This window comes from Pseudomonas sp. SWRI99, from assembly GCF_014270125.1.
GTDB lineage: Bacteria > Pseudomonadota > Gammaproteobacteria > Pseudomonadales > Pseudomonadaceae > Aquipseudomonas > Aquipseudomonas hamedanensis.
Genome location: NZ_JABWQR010000012.1, coordinates 78800 through 94557 on the forward strand (window position 1 = coordinate 78800; position 15758 = coordinate 94557).

Annotated in this window: 19 protein-coding genes; 4 read left to right on the forward strand and 15 right to left on the reverse strand. The window is 57.7% G+C overall.

Translation table 11 applies throughout. The annotated features are described in order from the left end of the window. Nucleotides 1-2: 2 nt before the first annotated feature. The 5 genes from pheS to thrS all read right to left on the reverse strand — a co-directional run bounded on the left by pheS (nucleotide 3) and on the right by thrS (nucleotide 4241). The gene (gene pheS / locus HU743_RS12020; RefSeq protein WP_003226365.1) at nucleotides 3-1019 is read right to left on the reverse strand and encodes a phenylalanine--tRNA ligase subunit alpha; all 1017 of its coding nucleotides are present in this window, start codon (nucleotides 1017-1019) and stop codon (nucleotides 3-5) included. 109 nt (nucleotides 1020-1128) lie between these two features. Further along, nucleotides 1129-1485 carry a 50S ribosomal protein L20 gene (gene rplT, locus HU743_RS12025; RefSeq protein ID WP_002553161.1) on the reverse strand — a complete coding sequence of 119 codons (357 nt, stop codon included), beginning with the start codon at nucleotides 1483-1485 and terminating at the stop codon, nucleotides 1129-1131. A 27-nt stretch (nucleotides 1486-1512) separates the two neighbouring features. Beyond that, the gene (gene rpmI, locus HU743_RS12030; protein ID WP_002553160.1) at nucleotides 1513-1707 is read right to left on the reverse strand and encodes a 50S ribosomal protein L35; all 195 of its coding nucleotides are present in this window, start codon (nucleotides 1705-1707) and stop codon (nucleotides 1513-1515) included. A 60-nt stretch (nucleotides 1708-1767) separates the two neighbouring features. After that, nucleotides 1768-2319 carry a translation initiation factor IF-3 gene (gene infC, locus HU743_RS12035; protein WP_169432615.1) on the reverse strand — a complete coding sequence of 184 codons (552 nt, stop codon included), beginning with the start codon at nucleotides 2317-2319 and terminating at the stop codon, nucleotides 1768-1770. After that, nucleotides 2319-4241, reverse strand: coding sequence for a threonine--tRNA ligase (thrS, locus tag HU743_RS12040; RefSeq protein WP_186551927.1), 1923 nt, complete (start codon nucleotides 4239-4241; stop codon nucleotides 2319-2321). Before thrS ends, infC begins: the two co-directional genes overlap by 1 nt. 372 nt (nucleotides 4242-4613) lie before the next feature. Between thrS and HU743_RS12045 the strand changes: the two genes are divergently transcribed. Together HU743_RS12045 and HU743_RS12050 are read left to right on the forward strand one after the other, a co-directional pair. Then, entirely contained in the window at nucleotides 4614-4916 is a 303-nt protein-coding gene (locus tag HU743_RS12045; protein ID WP_186551928.1) for a hypothetical protein, read from the forward strand. 290 nt (nucleotides 4917-5206) lie between these two features. Continuing rightward, a complete protein-coding gene (locus HU743_RS12050) occupies nucleotides 5207-5419 on the forward strand; it encodes a cold-shock protein (RefSeq protein WP_047229330.1) in 213 nt (70 codons plus the stop codon). 72 nt (nucleotides 5420-5491) lie between these two features. On the opposite strand, the gene HU743_RS12055 is transcribed toward HU743_RS12050, so the two are convergent. Continuing rightward, nucleotides 5492-5809 (reverse strand): I78 family peptidase inhibitor, encoded by a 318-nt coding sequence (locus HU743_RS12055; protein ID WP_186636119.1) that lies wholly within the window; start codon nucleotides 5807-5809, stop codon nucleotides 5492-5494. Nucleotides 5810-5975: 166 nt separating this feature from the next. Further along, complete coding sequence (locus HU743_RS12060) at nucleotides 5976-6278, reverse strand: hypothetical protein (RefSeq protein ID WP_186648826.1); 303 nt, start codon at nucleotides 6276-6278, stop codon at nucleotides 5976-5978. A gap of 128 nt (nucleotides 6279-6406) precedes the next feature. On the opposite strand from HU743_RS12060, the gene HU743_RS12065 reads away from it, so the two are divergent. Next, nucleotides 6407-6607 (forward strand): hypothetical protein, encoded by a 201-nt coding sequence (locus HU743_RS12065; RefSeq protein WP_186648828.1) that lies wholly within the window; start codon nucleotides 6407-6409, stop codon nucleotides 6605-6607. A 32-nt stretch (nucleotides 6608-6639) separates the two neighbouring features. Here HU743_RS12065 and HU743_RS12070 read toward each other — a convergent pair whose 3' ends face one another. The 8 genes from HU743_RS12070 to HU743_RS12105 form a co-directional block, all read right to left on the reverse strand. Further along, the gene (locus HU743_RS12070) at nucleotides 6640-7668 is read right to left on the reverse strand and encodes a nucleoside hydrolase (protein ID WP_186551932.1); all 1029 of its coding nucleotides are present in this window, start codon (nucleotides 7666-7668) and stop codon (nucleotides 6640-6642) included. 31 nt (nucleotides 7669-7699) lie between these two features. Continuing rightward, nucleotides 7700-8104 carry a D-ribose pyranase gene (rbsD, locus tag HU743_RS12075; RefSeq protein ID WP_186648829.1) on the reverse strand — a complete coding sequence of 135 codons (405 nt, stop codon included), beginning with the start codon at nucleotides 8102-8104 and terminating at the stop codon, nucleotides 7700-7702. Continuing rightward, complete coding sequence (rbsK, locus tag HU743_RS12080) at nucleotides 8101-9018, reverse strand: ribokinase (RefSeq protein ID WP_186648830.1); 918 nt, start codon at nucleotides 9016-9018, stop codon at nucleotides 8101-8103. Before rbsK ends, rbsD begins: the two co-directional genes overlap by 4 nt. A 24-nt stretch (nucleotides 9019-9042) precedes the next feature. Continuing rightward, the gene (locus HU743_RS12085) at nucleotides 9043-10062 is read right to left on the reverse strand and encodes a LacI family DNA-binding transcriptional regulator (RefSeq protein ID WP_186551935.1); all 1020 of its coding nucleotides are present in this window, start codon (nucleotides 10060-10062) and stop codon (nucleotides 9043-9045) included. Nucleotides 10063-10069: 7 nt separating this feature from the next. Further along, nucleotides 10070-11047, reverse strand: coding sequence for an ABC transporter permease (locus HU743_RS12090; protein WP_186648831.1), 978 nt, complete (start codon nucleotides 11045-11047; stop codon nucleotides 10070-10072). After that, nucleotides 11044-12597 carry a sugar ABC transporter ATP-binding protein gene (locus HU743_RS12095; RefSeq protein ID WP_186551937.1) on the reverse strand — a complete coding sequence of 518 codons (1554 nt, stop codon included), beginning with the start codon at nucleotides 12595-12597 and terminating at the stop codon, nucleotides 11044-11046. The genes HU743_RS12090 and HU743_RS12095 overlap by 4 nt, the downstream gene beginning before the upstream one ends. A 56-nt stretch (nucleotides 12598-12653) precedes the next feature. Then, the gene (locus HU743_RS12100; protein WP_186551938.1) at nucleotides 12654-13610 is read right to left on the reverse strand and encodes a sugar ABC transporter substrate-binding protein; all 957 of its coding nucleotides are present in this window, start codon (nucleotides 13608-13610) and stop codon (nucleotides 12654-12656) included. A 199-nt stretch (nucleotides 13611-13809) separates the two neighbouring features. Beyond that, a complete protein-coding gene (locus tag HU743_RS12105; RefSeq protein ID WP_186622506.1) occupies nucleotides 13810-14262 on the reverse strand; it encodes a hypothetical protein in 453 nt (150 codons plus the stop codon). Between the two features lie 348 nt (nucleotides 14263-14610). Between HU743_RS12105 and HU743_RS12110 the strand changes: the two genes are divergently transcribed. Next, on the forward strand, nucleotides 14611-15699 hold the full coding sequence (locus HU743_RS12110) for an asparaginase (RefSeq protein WP_186648832.1): 1089 nt from the start codon (nucleotides 14611-14613) through the stop codon (nucleotides 15697-15699). The last annotated feature ends 59 nt before the right edge of the window (nucleotides 15700-15758 follow it).

The window sequence follows — 15758 nt, forward strand, 5'->3', positions numbered from 1 at the left end:
GACTAGCGAAATTGCGCGAGGAACCGCAAGTCGTTGTCGAAGAACAGACGCAAGTCGTTCACGCCGTAACGGAGCATGGCCAGACGCTCGACGCCCATGCCGAAAGCAAAGCCGGAAAATTCTTCCGGATCGATGCCAGACATGCGCAGCACGTTCGGGTGAACCATGCCGCAGCCCATCACTTCCAGCCAGCCGGTCTGCTTGCAGACGCGGCAGCCTTTACCGCTGCACATCACGCACTCCATATCGACTTCAGCGGAGGGCTCGGTGAACGGGAAGTACGAAGGACGGAAACGCACGGCCAGTTCTTTCTCGAAGAACACCCGCAGGAACTCTTCGATGGTGCCTTTGAGATCGGCAAAATTGATATCGCGATCAACCAGCAGGCCTTCGACCTGATGGAACATCGGCGAATGGGTGATATCGGAGTCGCTGCGGTACACACGGCCTGGGCAGACGATGCGGATCGGCGGCTGTTTCGATTCCATGGTGCGGACCTGGACCGGCGAGGTATGGGTGCGCAGCAACATGTTGGCATTGAAATAGAAGGTGTCATGCATCGACCGGGCCGGGTGATGGCCTGGGATGTTGAGCGCTTCAAAGTTGTGATAATCGTCTTCGACCTCAGGGCCTTCGGCGATGCCGTAGCCGATGCGGGTGAAGAACTGCTCGACACGTTCCAGAGTCCGGGTGACCGGATGCAGACCACCGGAGGTCTGGCCACGGCCCGGCAATGTCACGTCGATGGATTCGGCGGACAGTTTGGCAGCCAGTTCGGCTTCTTCAAACAGCGCCATGCGCGCATTGAGAACGCCTGTAACACGTTCCTTGGCAACGTTGATCAGGGCGCCGACTTGCGGACGCTCTTCTGCTGGCAAATTCCCCAGGGTCTTCATCACCTGAGTCAATTCGCCCTTCTTGCCAAGGTATTGAACCCGGATTTGCTCCAGGGCATTGATGTCTTCAGCGCTTTGCACAGCCTCTAGTGCTTGAGAGACCAGCGCATCCAGGTTTTCCATGTACAGACTCCAGATACAAAATAGGGGAAGAGCTTGAAGGCTCTTCCCCTATTTATGACGTTTAACACCTGACCCCACAGAGGTGAGGCCGGGTGACTGTCGGGGGTACTTAAGCCAAGGTGGCTTTAGCTTTCTCGACAATCGCAGCAAACGCCGCTTTTTCGTTCACTGCCAGATCAGCCAGAACCTTACGGTCGATCTCGATGGACGCTTTTTTCAGGCCAGCGATGAAACGGCTGTAGGACAGACCGTTAACACGAGCACCAGCGTTGATACGAGCGATCCACAGAGCGCGGAACTGACGTTTTTTCTGACGACGGTCACGGTAGGCGTATTGGCCTGCCTTGATTACCGCTTGCTTGGCAACACGGAATACGCGGGAGCGTGCGCCGTAGTAGCCTTTAGCAAGTTTCAGAATTTTTTTGTGACGTTTACGGGCAATGACGCCACGCTTTACACGAGCCATGAGTTACTTCCTCTATTCTTGACTAAATTAACGAAGGCGCAGCATGCGCTCGACTTTTGCCACGTCAGACGGATGCAGCAAGCTGCTACCGCGCAGTTGACGCTTACGCTTGGTCGACATTTTAGTCAGGATGTGGCTCTTGAAAGCGTGCTTGTGCTTGATGCCGTTAGCAGTTTTCAGAAACCGCTTGGCAGCACCACTTTTGGTTTTCATTTTTGGCATGTTCGGATACTCCGCATTCAGTTGATAAACATAATCAGAAGGCCTGCCGTGCCCTGTTGATTACTTCTTCTTTTTCGGGGCGATGACCATGATCAGCTGGCGTCCTTCCATCTTAGGATGCTGTTCGACCGAACCGTACTCGAGCAGGTCTTGTTCAACCCGCTTGAGGAGTTCCATCCCCAGCTCCTGGTGGGCCATCTCACGGCCGCGGAATCGCAAGGATACCTTGGCCCTGTCCCCGTCACTCAGGAAACGTACCAGGTTGCGCAGTTTTACCTGGTAATCCCCTTCCTCCGTCCCTGGACGAAACTTGATTTCTTTAACCTGAATCTGCTTCTGGTTCTTCTTCGCCGCAGCAATCTGCTTCTTCTTTTCGAAGATCGACTTGCCGTAGTCCATCACCCGGCAAACAGGCGGGACTGCGTCTGCGGAAATTTCCACCAGATCAAGCTTTGCTTCTTCAGCGATACGAAGCGCTTCATCAATCGAGACGATGCCAATCTGCTCGCCATCAGCGCCAATTAACCGAACCTCGCGTGCCGAGATATTCTCGTTGATCGGGGCTTTCGGTGCAGCTCGTTTATCTTGTCTCATTTCACGCTTAATAATAATTACTCCGAATCTGGGCGACCACGCCGGGAAACCGCTTGCGCGAGAAACTCAGCGAATTCGGCGACGGGCATCGAGCCCAGGTCAGCACCTTCACGAGTACGCACAGCGACAGTCTGCATCTCGACTTCCTTATCTCCGATAACCAAAAGATAGGGAACCTTGAGCAAAGTATGCTCGCGGATTTTAAAGCCGATCTTTTCATTTCTCAAGTCAGACTTGGCACGAAATCCGCTTTCGTTGAGAGTTTTTTCGACTTCTGCAACAAAATCTGCCTGTTTATCAGTGATATTCATGATCACCGCCTGGGTTGGCGCCAGCCAGGCCGGGAAAGCACCTTCGTAGTGCTCGATCAGAATCCCGACGAAACGCTCGAAGGAACCGAGGATCGCACGGTGCAGCATCACAGGGTGTTTGCGGCTGTTGTCTTCGGAGACGTATTCAGCGCCCAAACGGACAGGCAGGTTAAAATCGAGCTGCAAGGTACCACATTGCCAGACGCGACCGAGGCAATCTTTCAGCGAGAACTCGATCTTCGGACCGTAGAAAGCGCCCTCACCCGGCTGCAGATCGTACGGCAAGCCCGCAGAATCAAGGGCTGCGGCCAATGCGGCTTCAGCGCGATCCCACAGCTCGTCGGAACCGACGCGTTTTTCCGGACGAGTGGACAGTTTCATCTCGACTTCGGTAAAGCCGAAATCGCGATAAACGTCCATGGTCAGCTTGATGAACGCGGCGGATTCGGCCTGCATCTGCTCTTCGGTGCAGAAGATGTGGGCATCGTCCTGCGTAAACGCACGTACACGCATGATGCCGTGCAACGCACCTGACGGCTCGTTACGGTGGCAGGCACCGAATTCGGCCAGACGCATCGGCAGCTCGCGGTAGCTCTTCAGGCCTTGATTGAACACCTGCACGTGGCACGGGCAGTTCATCGGCTTGATGGCGTAATCGCGGTTTTCCGACTGAGTGGTGAACATGTTGTCGGCGTAGTTGGCCCAGTGCCCGGATTTCTCCCACAGGCTGCGGTCAACGACTTGCGGCGTCTTGATCTCGAGATAGCCGTTGTCGCGCTGAATCTTGCGCATGTACTGCTCGAGCACCTGATACAACGTCCAGCCGTTCGGGTGCCAGAACACCATGCCCGGGGATTCTTCCTGGGTGTGGAACAGGCCCAGGCGCTTGCCGATCTTGCGGTGATCGCGTTTTTCGGCTTCTTCGATGCGCTGGATGTACGCTGCCAGTTGCTTCTTGTCGGCCCACGCGGTGCCGTAAACGCGCTGCAATTGCTCGTTTTTGGCATCGCCGCGCCAGTAAGCACCGGACAGCTTGGTCAACTTGAAGGATTTCAGGAAACGCGTATTCGGCACGTGCGGACCGCGGCACATGTCGACGTATTCTTCGTGGTAGTACAGACCCATGGCCTGCTCGTTCGGCATGTCTTCGACCAGACGCAGCTTGTAGTCTTCGCCGCGGGCCTTGAACACTTCGATCACTTCGGCGCGCGGAGTGACTTTTTTGATGACGTCGTAATCCTTCTCGATCAACTGCTGCATGCGCTGTTCGATGGCCGCCATGTCTTCCGGCGTGAACGGACGCTCGTAGGCGATATCGTAATAGAAGCCTTCGTCGATGACCGGACCGATGACCATCTTCGCGGTCGGGTACAGTTGCTTGACCGCGTGACCGACCAGGTGAGCGCAAGAGTGGCGAATGATCTCCAGCCCCTCTTCATCCTTTGGCGTAATGATTTGCAGGGTCGCATCGCTGCTGATGATGTCGCTGGCGTCGACCAGTTGGCCATTGACCTTGCCGGCGAGCGTTGCCTTGGCCAGACCTGCACCGATGGATGCGGCGACCTCGGCTACGGAAACCGGGTGATCGAATGAACGTTGACTGCCGTCGGGAAGAGTAATAGTTGGCATGGCGCCTCCTCTCCTAGTGGTGACCCCTACCAAAGGTCACGTGGGTTGGGATGAGCCAGTACAAGATCCGATCCAGGCCATTCAATGACGAACGCCTGCCTTACAGCGGCAGGAGCCTTGCGGCCAACCGGAAAACCGAACCAGAGTGACTGGGATTCAAATCGGGAAATAATTCGCACGCCGACCGCACCGGGACTGAGGGTCATCCGGCGCCTGAGAACGCTTGAGCCCGGCATGCTAGCACAGATGAGCGGTCGCTTACGCCCTGATTTAGCAGAAGGCGGATTGTCCGTTTTTATGCCAGAGTGCTGAACTTGAAAGGCCCTTGCACCCTCAGATAACAAGACATTGACCCACAAGGAGCATCCTCGCATGCGTCTGAAAAGCTTATTCGCCGTCGTCGCCCCCGTCGTTCTGCTGCTGCCACTGAGCGCCCATGCCGACTGGCCGAAGGGCGAGCGCGAGAAGTACATGGCCCAGTGCACTCAGGCAGCCACTCAGCAAATCGGTGCTGCCGCGGCCAAATCCCACTGTGCGTGCGGTGCTGACGCCATCAAGTCCTATCCGGCCAGCGACATTCAGGCGCTGATGGACAACAAGGCCACCCCTGAGCTGCAACAGAAAGCCCTTGGCCAGATCGCCAAATGCAAGGCAAATCCCCCAGCGAAAAAGTGAGAAAACCGAGCTTCCTGATCGGCTGAAAGCTGTAAAAAAATGCTGGAAATGAAGCTTTTCAGACGATTTATGCAGGTTTTACAGGTTTTTTTATCGCCTTTACGTTTCGCTGCAGGCCTTTCAAACCGGGGCTTTCAGCAGAAACAGACGGTAAAGAAAACACGACTGATTGGCAAACAGCACGTCCGGGGGGCTACCAAAGCGAACATTTCGACTATGATACCCGGGTGTGCCCAGTTGGCCTGAGCAGCACAGCACTACTGAAAATATATGTTTCTTGGAGATACACCATGTCTAATCGCCAAACCGGCACCGTTAAATGGTTCAACGATGAAAAAGGCTTCGGCTTCATCACTCCTACAGGTGGCGGTGACGACCTGTTCGTACACTTCAAAGCTATCGAAAGCGACGGTTTCAAAAGCCTGAAAGAAGGCCAGACCGTTTCCTTCGTGGCTGAGAAAGGCCAAAAGGGTATGCAAGCTGCACAGGTTCGCCCAGAGTAATTTCTCGGCGCACTAAAAAAACCCCGTCCATGTGACGGGGTTTTTTATGCCTGCAACGAAAGCAGTCTACGATCAGCCGCAGTTGACGCGAGTCACCACCAGATTGTTGTCGGTGTTGAGATTCAGCCGATCGGAACGATATTCCAGGGTGATCATATCGGTTGGCTTGAGGAAGCGTGCGTTCTGTGCGCCGGCCTTGGCCCGCGCCTCCTCCAGCAGTTGCGGCGATGCCTTTTTACCAATGGTGAACTCTGCCGCCGTCGCTTCACAGCGGCTGTGACCGGATTCGGATGCCACTGGATCCTTGGCTGACTCGCTGGAGGTCGTGGAGCAACCCGCCAACATGGCAGCAGCCATCAATGCACCCAGTGTCGCGAACTTCAAAGGCATGAAGCCTCCTTGTTTTAAATGGTTAAGCTGAGATCGTGCGACCGCCAATCCGGCGTTTGGTTTCCCGGCGAGTGCCATCACCCTGCCCCACAATCGAAAAACGCCGAGTGTGCCTGAGCCTTGCCCGACTCTTTATCAAACAATCGTGACTGAATATTAACGACGCTCAATAAACGTCAATGTAGTCAAACGGTGGATTCGGCCAGTTGTCTTTGAGCGCGTTGTAAATCTGCATCACCCAGACTTCGTCGCTGGCAGCGACCTTGCCCACATAGCCCGAGCCCTTCGCCCACGTTTCGAGGCGAAACAGCAGACCGTCGATCTCTTGTCCACCGGTCACGGTGGACAAATAGGCGATGCCACCTTTGGTCACGCGCAACTGGGTGTGCTCGTCATCGCTGGCTGAGGCCAGTAGTTGGCGCACAGCTTCGAGTGTCAGGCCGTCGGGGGTATTCAAATCGATCTGCACAGCAGGGTCCTCGGAAAGCCGAAAAGACCAAGTGTCGCATAGCGCTTCGTTCATGCCTAAGTCGCAGTGCCAAATGTCACGCAAAATGGTTAACTCGAAAACAGACCTCCTGACCTTTCGAGCCTCTCATGATCAGCCTCAGCATCGACGCCGCCATTAACGCCAAATGGGCAGACGGACATAGCTCTTACAGCCCCGGCACGACGGAAGAGCTGGCGCTGATCGGTATCGATTTATTGGTCAAGGAGTTGGGAATAGAGGCAGCGCAGCAATTTATCAATCAGGCATTTGAACGATACACGACCGTACAGGCCGAACAGACGCAGTAAAAACCCGCAAGCAACGGCCTGCGGGTACTGGCTTATTTCAGACGTTTCAGACGCTCGGTCAGCAGATCGAAAAATCCCTGGGCGTCGCCATTCTCGACCCAGAAGGCATTCTTCGGCGCTTTCAAACCGTCGTACCAGTCAACGATCGTTTGGCCGAATGTCGGCCCTTCCCGGCTGTCCACGACGACATTGACCGACCGCCCGGTGAACAGCTCAGGCTTGAGCAAATAAGCCACGACCGTCGCGTCATGCACCGGACCACCTGGAATACCGTAGTGCTCCATATCGCCCTTGATGTATTCGTTGAGGATGCCGCCGACAATCTTGCTCGCATTGTTGTTCAGCGCGGCAATCTGCTTCAGGCGCGCGTCACTGGTGAGGATCTTGTGCGTCACGTCCAGCGGCAGATACGTCAGCTTCACGCCACTCTTGAGCACCACCTCAGCCGCCTGCGGATCAGCAAACAGGTTGAATTCAGCCACGGGGGTGATGTTGCCACCGTTGAAATGCGCCCCGCCCATGATTACCACTTCCTTGATGCCCTGGACGATCTCGGGCTCCTGGATCAGCGCCAGTGCCAGGTTGGTTTGCGGGCCGAGCATGGCAATAGTGATGCTGTGTGGTTTGGCGCTTTTGAGCGTATCGATCAGATAGTTGACCGCACTGCCTTGCGCGAGGCCTTTTTTCGGTTCGTGAACCGTGACACCCGACAAACCTTCCTTGCCATGAATGTTCTCGGCATAGATCGGCGTGCGCATCAGCGGCTTCGGCGCGCCAGCGTAAACCGGCACGTCTTCGCGCCCCGCCCATTCCCGCGCCAGGCGCGCGTTGCGCGAAGTCTTGTCGAGGCGCACGTTGCCAGCCACGGTGGTCAACGCACGAATATTCAGCTCGTCGGGCGAGGCCAGGGCGAACAGCAAGGCGACCACGTCGTCAGCGCCCGGATCGGTATCGATGATCAGATCGATTTTTTCCGCCGCCTGAGCGCCGGTCGCGGTTATCACGGACAAAAGCAGCAGGCTCCGGATCAGGTGATGGATTTTTTCAGCATAGCGTTGCATGGCGCATTCCTTGTGCAGTTGAAAATCGAAATCAGAATGTAACCCCGGCGACCAGCACGATGTTGCAGTACGGCTGACATTCGCCTGTACGAATAATCGCCCGTGCCTGTCGGCTGAGCACTTTGAACTGCTCGTGAGTGAGCAAATCGCGACGTCCCAGCGCACCTTCGGCATTCAATGCCTCCAGCGTAGCCAGCGCCGCGGGCTGCTTGTCGAAGATCTCCCTGGCCAGCGCATGGCTCTCGACCTGCATCTCGCTGAGTATGACCTTCAGCGTGCTGACGAAATCCGGGACCCCATGCGTCAGGGCCAGATCGATCAGTTCGACTCCCGGCGGCACCGGCAGCCCGGCGTCGCCGATGACCACCCTGTCGCCATGACCCAAAGAGGCGATCAGGCGCGATAGCGCGATGTTCAGCAGAGGTGTTTTTTTCATGCAGGTTTAAACCCCTGAACGTCGGATAAGCGTGGAATGGACGGCTGCGCACCTGCGCGAGTGACCGACAGCGCGGCGGCGATTTGTCCGTAGCGGATAGCCTCGGCCTCGGAACTGCCAGCCGCGAGCGCAGCGGCAAAACCACCAACAAAGGTGTCGCCTGCTGCCGTGGTATCGACCGCCTTCACTTTCGGCGCAGGAAAATGTTCGAAGCCCTTGCCGTTGGCGAACAGCGAGCCCTCGGCACCGAGGGTGACGATAACCTTGCTCGCGCCCATGGCGAGCAGGTGGCTGGCAGCCTTTTCAGCGGTTTGCAGCGAGTCGACCGGCAGGCCGCTCAACGCGGCCGCTTCACTCTCGTTGGGAATCAGATAATCGATGGCGGCAAACCAGTCTGCCGGCAGTGGTCGGCTGGCCGGTGCCGGATTGAGAATCACCGTCTTGCCCAGTGCACGTGCGCGCTTGAGCGCATGCCCCACCGTGGCATCGGGGATTTCCAACTGGCAGATCACCACATCGGCGTCCTGCAACACCGCATCGAACCGGTCAATCACCGCCGGCGTCATCGCTGCGTTGGCGCCGGCAACAATCACGATAGCGTTCTGACTGTGGTCATCGACCACGATCAGCGCCACGCCACTGGAACCCTCGACAACGCTAACGGCCTGGCAATCGATCTGCTCGGCCAGCAGCGCATCACGCAACTGCACACCGTAATCGTCAGAGCCGACGCAACCGACCATCGCCACTTGCGCCCCGAGGCGCGCCGCGGCCACGGCCTGGTTGGCGCCCTTGCCACCGGACACGGTGGCGAAAGAGTGACCGATCAGCGTTTCACCGCCTGTCGGCAGCCGTGGCGCCCGGGTGACCAGGTCCATGTTCAAGCTGCCTATTACCACTACATTTGCTGGCATACATCACTACTCGTCAATTCGGTTTCAGCGGTATTCGGTGAACACGCCGGACTGCGGCGCAGTGGATTCGCGCAAGACAATACTCGGGGTCACGATCCGCTGATCAGTGCCCAGATTCGGCGTAGCAATCCTTCGCAACAAGACTTCAGCCGCCATTTCTCCCAGTTGCAGGATCGACTGGCCAACTGTGGTCAGCGCCGGATAAACGTAGCGGCTCATCTGGATGTCGTCGAAGCCGATCACTGACAGCTCGGCCGGTACCCGCACGTTACGTTCGGCCGCCGCGCGCAACACGCCGATGCCGATCATGTCGTTACCGGCAAAAATCGCACTGGGCGGATTGCTTTCAAGCAGCCGGGCCGCGGCGTTGTAACCGCCGGTGCTGGTAAAGTCGCTCTCCAGCATGCGCTCCGCGCGCGCCTCGATGCCTGCCTCTTTCAGCGCTCGGCAGTATCCGGCCTGACGCATTTGCGCCACGCTGGTACTCGCCGGACCACCAATAGTGGCGATGTCGCGGTGGCCTAACTCGAGCAGGTGACGTGTCGCCAGATAAGCGCCGTACTCGTGGTCGATGCGCACCAGATCGGCATTCACACCTTCCAGGCCACGGTCGACAATCACCATCGGTGTTTTCACGCCCGCCAGCCCCTCCGCCAGGCTACTGTCACCGCCGGCGGAGGCAACGATCAGGCCGTCGATGCGTTTTTCCAGCAACACGCGCAAATAGCTGCGCTGTTTTTCCGGGTTGTCGTCGGAGTTGCAAAGAATCACGCAGTAGCCGTTTCGCTCGCAATAGTCCTCGATACCACGGGCCAGCTCGGCGAAGTACGGGTTGAGACTGTTGGGCACCAGCAAGCCGATGGTGGCAGTGGTCTTGGCTTTCAGCGAACGGGCCACCGCACTGGGCACATAATCGAGACTCTTGATCGCGGCTTCGACTTTCAAACGCACTTCCTGACTGACCGGCCGGGTGTTGTTCACCACGTGGGACACGGTCGTGTAGGAAATGCCTGCGAGTGCCGCTACATCCTTGATCGTTGCCATCGTTATCTCAGCTCCGTCGACTGGCGCGTTGACTGCGATAAGTGTCGAGCACCACCGCAATCACGATCACCGCACCCGTGATGATGCGCTTGGTCGGTTCGGTCGCACCGATCTGGGCAAGCCCTGCCGCCAGCACGGAAATAATCAACACGCCGAAGAACGTACTGATCACCGAGCCACGCCCGCCCATCAGGCTCGTGCCGCCGATTACCACGGCAGCAATCACTTGCAGTTCCAGGCCGGAACCGGCATTCGGGTCAGCCGCTTCCAGTCGGGAAATCTGAAACAGCGCAGCGATCCCGGCCAGCAGCCCCATCAGGCTGAACACCAGAATTTTGTAGGGTTTCGGATTGATCCCGGCCAGGCGTACCGCCTCTTCGTTGATGCCGATGCCGATCAGGTAGCGGCCGAACACCGTGCGGGTCAAAACGGCCTGGGCGATGAAAATCACCAGCAAGGCAATGATGAATGACGGCGAGATGCCGAAAGCGATCGGGTTCGACAGCCAGGCAAATGCATCGCCAATGTACGCAGTCCGCGACCCGGTCATCTGATAGGCCACGCCCCGGGCCATTTCCAGCACACCCAGGGACACGATGAACGATGGAATCCGCCAGGCCACGGTGATCGAGCCAGTGATCGTGCCAGCCAGCGCCGCAACCGCCATGCCGAGCAGCGCAGCTGGCAATACGCTCCAGCCCCAACCGAGAATGGCAACGCTGACCGTCGACGCCGCCAGTGCCAGCACCGAACCCACCGACAGGTCGATACCGCCAATGATCAGCACGAAGGTCATACCGACCGCCAGCACCATCAAATCGGGAATCTGATTGGCCAGCGTGCTGAACGTGTTATAGGACAAAAAGTGGCTGCTCAACATCGAGAACAGCGCGACCATTGCCAGCAAGGCACCGGCCAGGCCGAGATAAGTGCCCAGGCCGTAGAAATTGCCACTACGTTTGCCGGCAGGAGATGCAGTTTTCATGGGAGATCCCTAGGCGCCGCTTCGTTGAGCAACGCATCACGTTTTTGGTAGCCGGCGAACGCGGCGGCAAGCAAATCATCCTGAGTCCAGCTATCGCGCTCGAAGGTGTCGATCAGGCGCCCTGCCGACAGCACGCCGATCCGGTCGCAGATCAGCATCAGCTCACGCAAGTCACTGGAAACCACCACCAGCGCTTTGCCCTGGCGAGTCAATTCACCGAGCAAAGCATAAATGTCGAACTTGGCACCGACGTCGATGCCGCGGGTAGGCTCATCGAACAGCAGCACCGAACAATCGCGCTCCAGCCAGCGACCAATCACCACTTTCTGTTGATTACCGCCCGACAGCTCCGACACCAACTGTGTCGGGCTGGAACTGCGGATACGCATGGCGTCTATCTGACGCTGGGCCAAAGAGATTTCGTCGCCGTTATTGACGAACCCGCCACTGGAAATTTCCGGCATGTTGCCCAGCGCGATATTGGCGCTGATCGACTGGCTGAGCAGCAAGCCCTCGCCCTTGCGATCCTCGGTGATCAAGGCAATACCGTGGCGCACCGCGTCGACCGGCGACCGCACACTGACCACCTGAGCCGGCGAACCGAGCGCGATGCTGCCGCTATCGGCAGTATCAGCGCCGAAGATCAACCGCAGCAGCTCGGTACGCCCTGCCCCGATCAGCCCGGAAATACCGAAGATTTCTCCGGCACGCACTTCAAAGGACACATCGCGCACCTTGTCCGAGCGGGTCAGGCCCTTGACCGTCAGCGCCGCAGCGCCAATCTTGCGCGGCCCCATGTCGATGTGCTCGCCCAGTTCGCGACCGACCATCAGCGTGACCAGTTGCTCGCTGTTGTAATTGGCCATCGGCTCGACGCAGACCAGATTGCCGTCGCGCAACACGGCAATCCGCTGAGCTACGCGGGCCAGTTCTTCGAGGCGATGGGAAATATAAATGATGGAAACACCGCGAGCCTGCAGACGAGTGATCTGTTCGAAGAGCATTTCGACTTCGCGCGCGGTGAGCATCGCGGTCGGCTCGTCGAGGATCAGCACATGGCAGTCACCGATCAGGTTGCGCGCAATTTCGACCATCTGCTGATGACCGATGCCCAACTCGCCGACCAGCGTATCGGGATCGATCGCGTCGAGACCGACTTGCGCCATGGCTTCGATAGCGGCCTTGCGCAATTGCTTGCGACTGATCCAGCCGCCGTGACTCGGCAGGTTATCGAGAAACAGGTTCTCCGCCACCGACAACGTCGGCAACAGATTGAGTTCCTGCATGACCATGCGCACGCCGAGGTCTTCGGCCTGGGTACGGCTGCCAGGGCAGTATTCTTTGCCCTGGAATTCCATGCGGCCGGTGGTCGGGGTGACCAGGCCACCGATGATCTTCGAGAGGGTGCTTTTGCCAGCGCCATTCTCGCCGGTCAGCGCCAACACTTCACCACGCATCAGCGTCAGATCGATGCCGCTGAGCACCGGTTGCGCATAAGTCTTACCGATACCGCTGACCGAGAGGACAGCGTTCGGGGCGGAAACTGACATAAAAACTCTCCATGCGCTCGCCCGGACGGACGAGCGCCGTTGTGTCGCCAGAAGACTTATTGGGTAACCAGTTCGACCGGCGTTTCGATCACGCCATTGGCAGCGCCGTCGACTTTCTCGCCCTTGATGATTTTCAGCGCGGTCTCGATGCCGAACACGGCTTGTCTGGCCGCGAACTGATCAGCCGTCGCCAACACGCGACCGTCCTTCAACATCGGTTTGATGGCGTTGATGTTGTCGTAGCCGACCACTTTCACCTGACCGGCCTTGCCAGCGGCACGCACCGCGGAAACGGCACCGACCGCCATGCTGTCATTGCCAGCCAGCAGCGCCTTGATCTGCGGGTACTCGCTGAGCATGGAAGAGGCAACCTGATTGCCCTTGTTGATTTCCCAGTCACCGGACTGCAGCGACACCACCTTGATCTGCGCCGCGTCCATCGCGTCCTTGAAGCCGGCCGTGCGTGCCTGGGCATTGGTCGTGGTGGAGACACCTTCGATGATGCCGACCTCGTCGCCCGCCTTCAGTTGCTTGGCCAGGTATTCGCCGACCAGACGTGCACCCTTGCGGTTGTCCGGCCCTACGAATGGCACGCTGATGTTCTTGCTTTTGACGATGGCAGGATCGAGCTGGTTGTCGATGTTGATGACCGTGATGCCGGCATCGACGGCTTTCTTGATGACAGGCACCATGGCCTTGGAGTCGGCGGGCGCGATGACCAGCGCATCGACTTTCGAGACGATCATCTGCTCGACGATACGGATCTGGTTCGCGGTGTCGGTTTCGTCCTTGATGCCGTTGGAAATCAGGTCGAAATCGGCAGCGTGTTCTTTCTGGTAAGCCTTGGCGCCGTCTTCCATGGTCAGGAAGAATTCGTTGGCCAGAGACTTCATGACCAGCGCGACCTTGGGTTTTTCAGGGGATTCGGCGAATGCCGACGAGACGGGTAGTGCGGCGGCTGTGGCAGCCAGCATAGCGACAGCAAGAAGACGTCCAGCGAATGGCAGCTTCATGGGTTCACTCCGATCTTATGATTATTGTGAGCAACGCTCGCGCTGGCGTAAGCTTCATCGCTTCTCCCGGCCATACCGCGCCGTATGAGTCGCGCAAACGTTTGCGTAGACCGAACTATGCGAATCCCGCCGACATTTGTCAACAATCACAAATCGTCATTTATTGTAGGGCGAATCGTCCGACCCGCCCTTTCGCTGCTTACACCGTGGTGCTGACAAAATTACCGCTGGTAGTGCTCTTGGACATTTCCTTGACCAGCGAACCCGCCACTTCAGCCAGCGCGGCGCTGGTCTGTGCGATCTGCCCCTGAATGGCCATGAGCGCCTGCGACTTTGCCTCCGGCGTCGGATAGCTGCGGGCCTGAGCGGCCGCCAGTTGCTGCTGCTGTTCCTGCAACTGCTTTTGCAGCTCCTGCATCCGCTTCAACAGCATCTTGACGGTGACGCCCAGATTATCGCCGCTTTCAGCCTTGCTGTCTGCTGGTGCAGCAGGACCACCACCGGTTCTGACCTGCGTGACGTCAGCCTTCTCGGTGCCAGACGCCTCGGCAGAAGCATCCGCTTGCTCCTGATTCATTGTGTTGATCGTTGCCGCGGTCTTGCCGCCGATCGTGACAGCGCCAGGATTTGTAAAACCGACCGTCAGTGACATGGGAACTCCCTACGTTTTAGTTTCCTTGAACACCCATCGGCCCGAACGAATGTTTCTTTAGCAGAAAGACGCAAATCGGCAATCCGCATAACCGGACAGAACCGGTAGTCCCTTTCGGAGAGCCGAACAGGAAGACGCGCAGTGTTCGGAAACCCGGATAACCGACTCACTCCGCAATTTGAAGATTTATAAAATATTGATGCAAATCATCGAGTTAAGCATTTTTACGGCGCAAAGTACGAGTGGTACAGATCCTGCTCCGTTCATTGCACCCCAGCCTCCAGATCGGCTCGGGGCGCATCTAGATGAACCTGCATCAGCACCGTCTCACTACTAGAGAGAAAAATAATGAAATCTGCTTTCAACACTTTGGTTCCGGGCGCTTTGGCCCTCCTCCTGCTCCTGCCCACAGCCCTTCAGGCAAAAGAAGTCGAAACCCAGACCAGGCTCGCTAACGTCGTGGTACTTGCCACTGGCGGCACCATCGCCGGTGCCGGTGCGAGCGCCGCCAACAGCGCCACCTACCAAGCCGCCAAGGTCGGCGTTGAACAACTGATCGCCGGCATTCCCGAGCTGAGCAAGCTGGCCAATGTACGTGGCGAACAAGTCATGCAGATTGCCTCCGAAAGCATCACCAACGAAAACCTGCTGCAACTGGGTCGTCGCGTGGCCGAACTGGCCGACAGCAAAGATGTCGACGGCATCGTCATCACCCACGGCACCGACACCCTGGAAGAAACCGCTTACTTCCTGAACTTGGTAGAGAAAACCGACAAGCCGATCATCGTGGTCGGCTCGATGCGTCCGGGTACCGCCATGTCTGCTGACGGCATGCTCAATCTGTACAACGCCGTGGCCGTGGCCAGCAGCAAAGAAGCTCGCGGCAAAGGCGTGCTGGTGACCATGAACGATGAGATCCAGTCCGGTCGCGACGTCAGCAAAACGATCAACATCAAGACCGAAGCGTTCAAAAGCGCGTGGGGCCCGATGGGCATGGTCGTTGAAGGCAAATCCTACTGGTTCCGCTTGCCAGCCAAGCGCCATACCATGGATTCGGAATTCGACATCAAAACCATCAAAAGCCTGCCGGACGTAGAAATCGCCTACTCCTATGGCAACGTCAGCGATACCGCTTACAAGGCCCTCGCGCAATCCGGCGCCAAGGCGATCATCCATGCCGGCACCGGCAACGGCTCGGTGTCTTCCCGCGTTGTCCCGGCCCTGCAAGCGCTGCGCAAGGATGGTGTGCAAATCATTCGCTCGTCCCACGTCAACGCTGGCGGCTTTGTCCTGCGTAACGCCGAACAACCCGATGACAAGTATGACTGGGTGGTCGCGCATGACTTGAACCCGCAAAAAGCCCGCATCCTGGCGATGGTCGCACTGACCAAAACCAACGACAGCAAAGAGCTGCAACGGATGTTCTGGGAATACTGATTGCCCCTCGCCCGATCCAGTCTGGACCGGGCATTCGATTCATCACTCGCCTGATCGGC

Excerpts from the sequence above, each read along its gene's own strand:
- pheS (WP_003226365.1), bottom strand. The coding sequence starts at position 1,019 with ATGGAAAACCTGGATGCGCTGGTCTCTCAAGCACTAGAGGCTGTGCAA.
- rplT (WP_002553161.1), bottom strand. The coding sequence starts at position 1,485 with ATGGCTCGTGTAAAGCGTGGCGTCATTGCCCGTAAACGTCACAAAAAA.
- rpmI (WP_002553160.1), bottom strand. The coding sequence starts at position 1,707 with ATGCCAAAAATGAAAACCAAAAGTGGTGCTGCCAAGCGGTTTCTGAAA.
- thrS (WP_186551927.1), bottom strand. The coding sequence starts at position 4,241 with ATGCCAACTATTACTCTTCCCGACGGCAGTCAACGTTCATTCGATCAC.
- HU743_RS12045 (WP_186551928.1), top strand. The coding sequence starts at position 4,614 with ATGCGTCTGAAAAGCTTATTCGCCGTCGTCGCCCCCGTCGTTCTGCTG.
- HU743_RS12050 (WP_047229330.1), top strand. The coding sequence starts at position 5,207 with ATGTCTAATCGCCAAACCGGCACCGTTAAATGGTTCAACGATGAAAAA.
- HU743_RS12055 (WP_186636119.1), bottom strand. The coding sequence starts at position 5,809 with ATGCCTTTGAAGTTCGCGACACTGGGTGCATTGATGGCTGCTGCCATG.
- HU743_RS12065 (WP_186648828.1), top strand. The coding sequence starts at position 6,407 with ATGATCAGCCTCAGCATCGACGCCGCCATTAACGCCAAATGGGCAGAC.
- HU743_RS12070 (WP_186551932.1), bottom strand. The coding sequence starts at position 7,668 with ATGCAACGCTATGCTGAAAAAATCCATCACCTGATCCGGAGCCTGCTG.
- rbsD (WP_186648829.1), bottom strand. The coding sequence starts at position 8,104 with ATGAAAAAAACACCTCTGCTGAACATCGCGCTATCGCGCCTGATCGCC.
- rbsK (WP_186648830.1), bottom strand. The coding sequence starts at position 9,018 with ATGCCAGCAAATGTAGTGGTAATAGGCAGCTTGAACATGGACCTGGTC.
- HU743_RS12085 (WP_186551935.1), bottom strand. The coding sequence starts at position 10,062 with ATGGCAACGATCAAGGATGTAGCGGCACTCGCAGGCATTTCCTACACG.
- HU743_RS12090 (WP_186648831.1), bottom strand. The coding sequence starts at position 11,047 with ATGAAAACTGCATCTCCTGCCGGCAAACGTAGTGGCAATTTCTACGGC.
- HU743_RS12095 (WP_186551937.1), bottom strand. The coding sequence starts at position 12,597 with ATGTCAGTTTCCGCCCCGAACGCTGTCCTCTCGGTCAGCGGTATCGGT.
- HU743_RS12100 (WP_186551938.1), bottom strand. The coding sequence starts at position 13,610 with ATGAAGCTGCCATTCGCTGGACGTCTTCTTGCTGTCGCTATGCTGGCT.
- HU743_RS12105 (WP_186622506.1), bottom strand. The coding sequence starts at position 14,262 with ATGTCACTGACGGTCGGTTTTACAAATCCTGGCGCTGTCACGATCGGC.
- HU743_RS12110 (WP_186648832.1), top strand. The coding sequence starts at position 14,611 with ATGAAATCTGCTTTCAACACTTTGGTTCCGGGCGCTTTGGCCCTCCTC.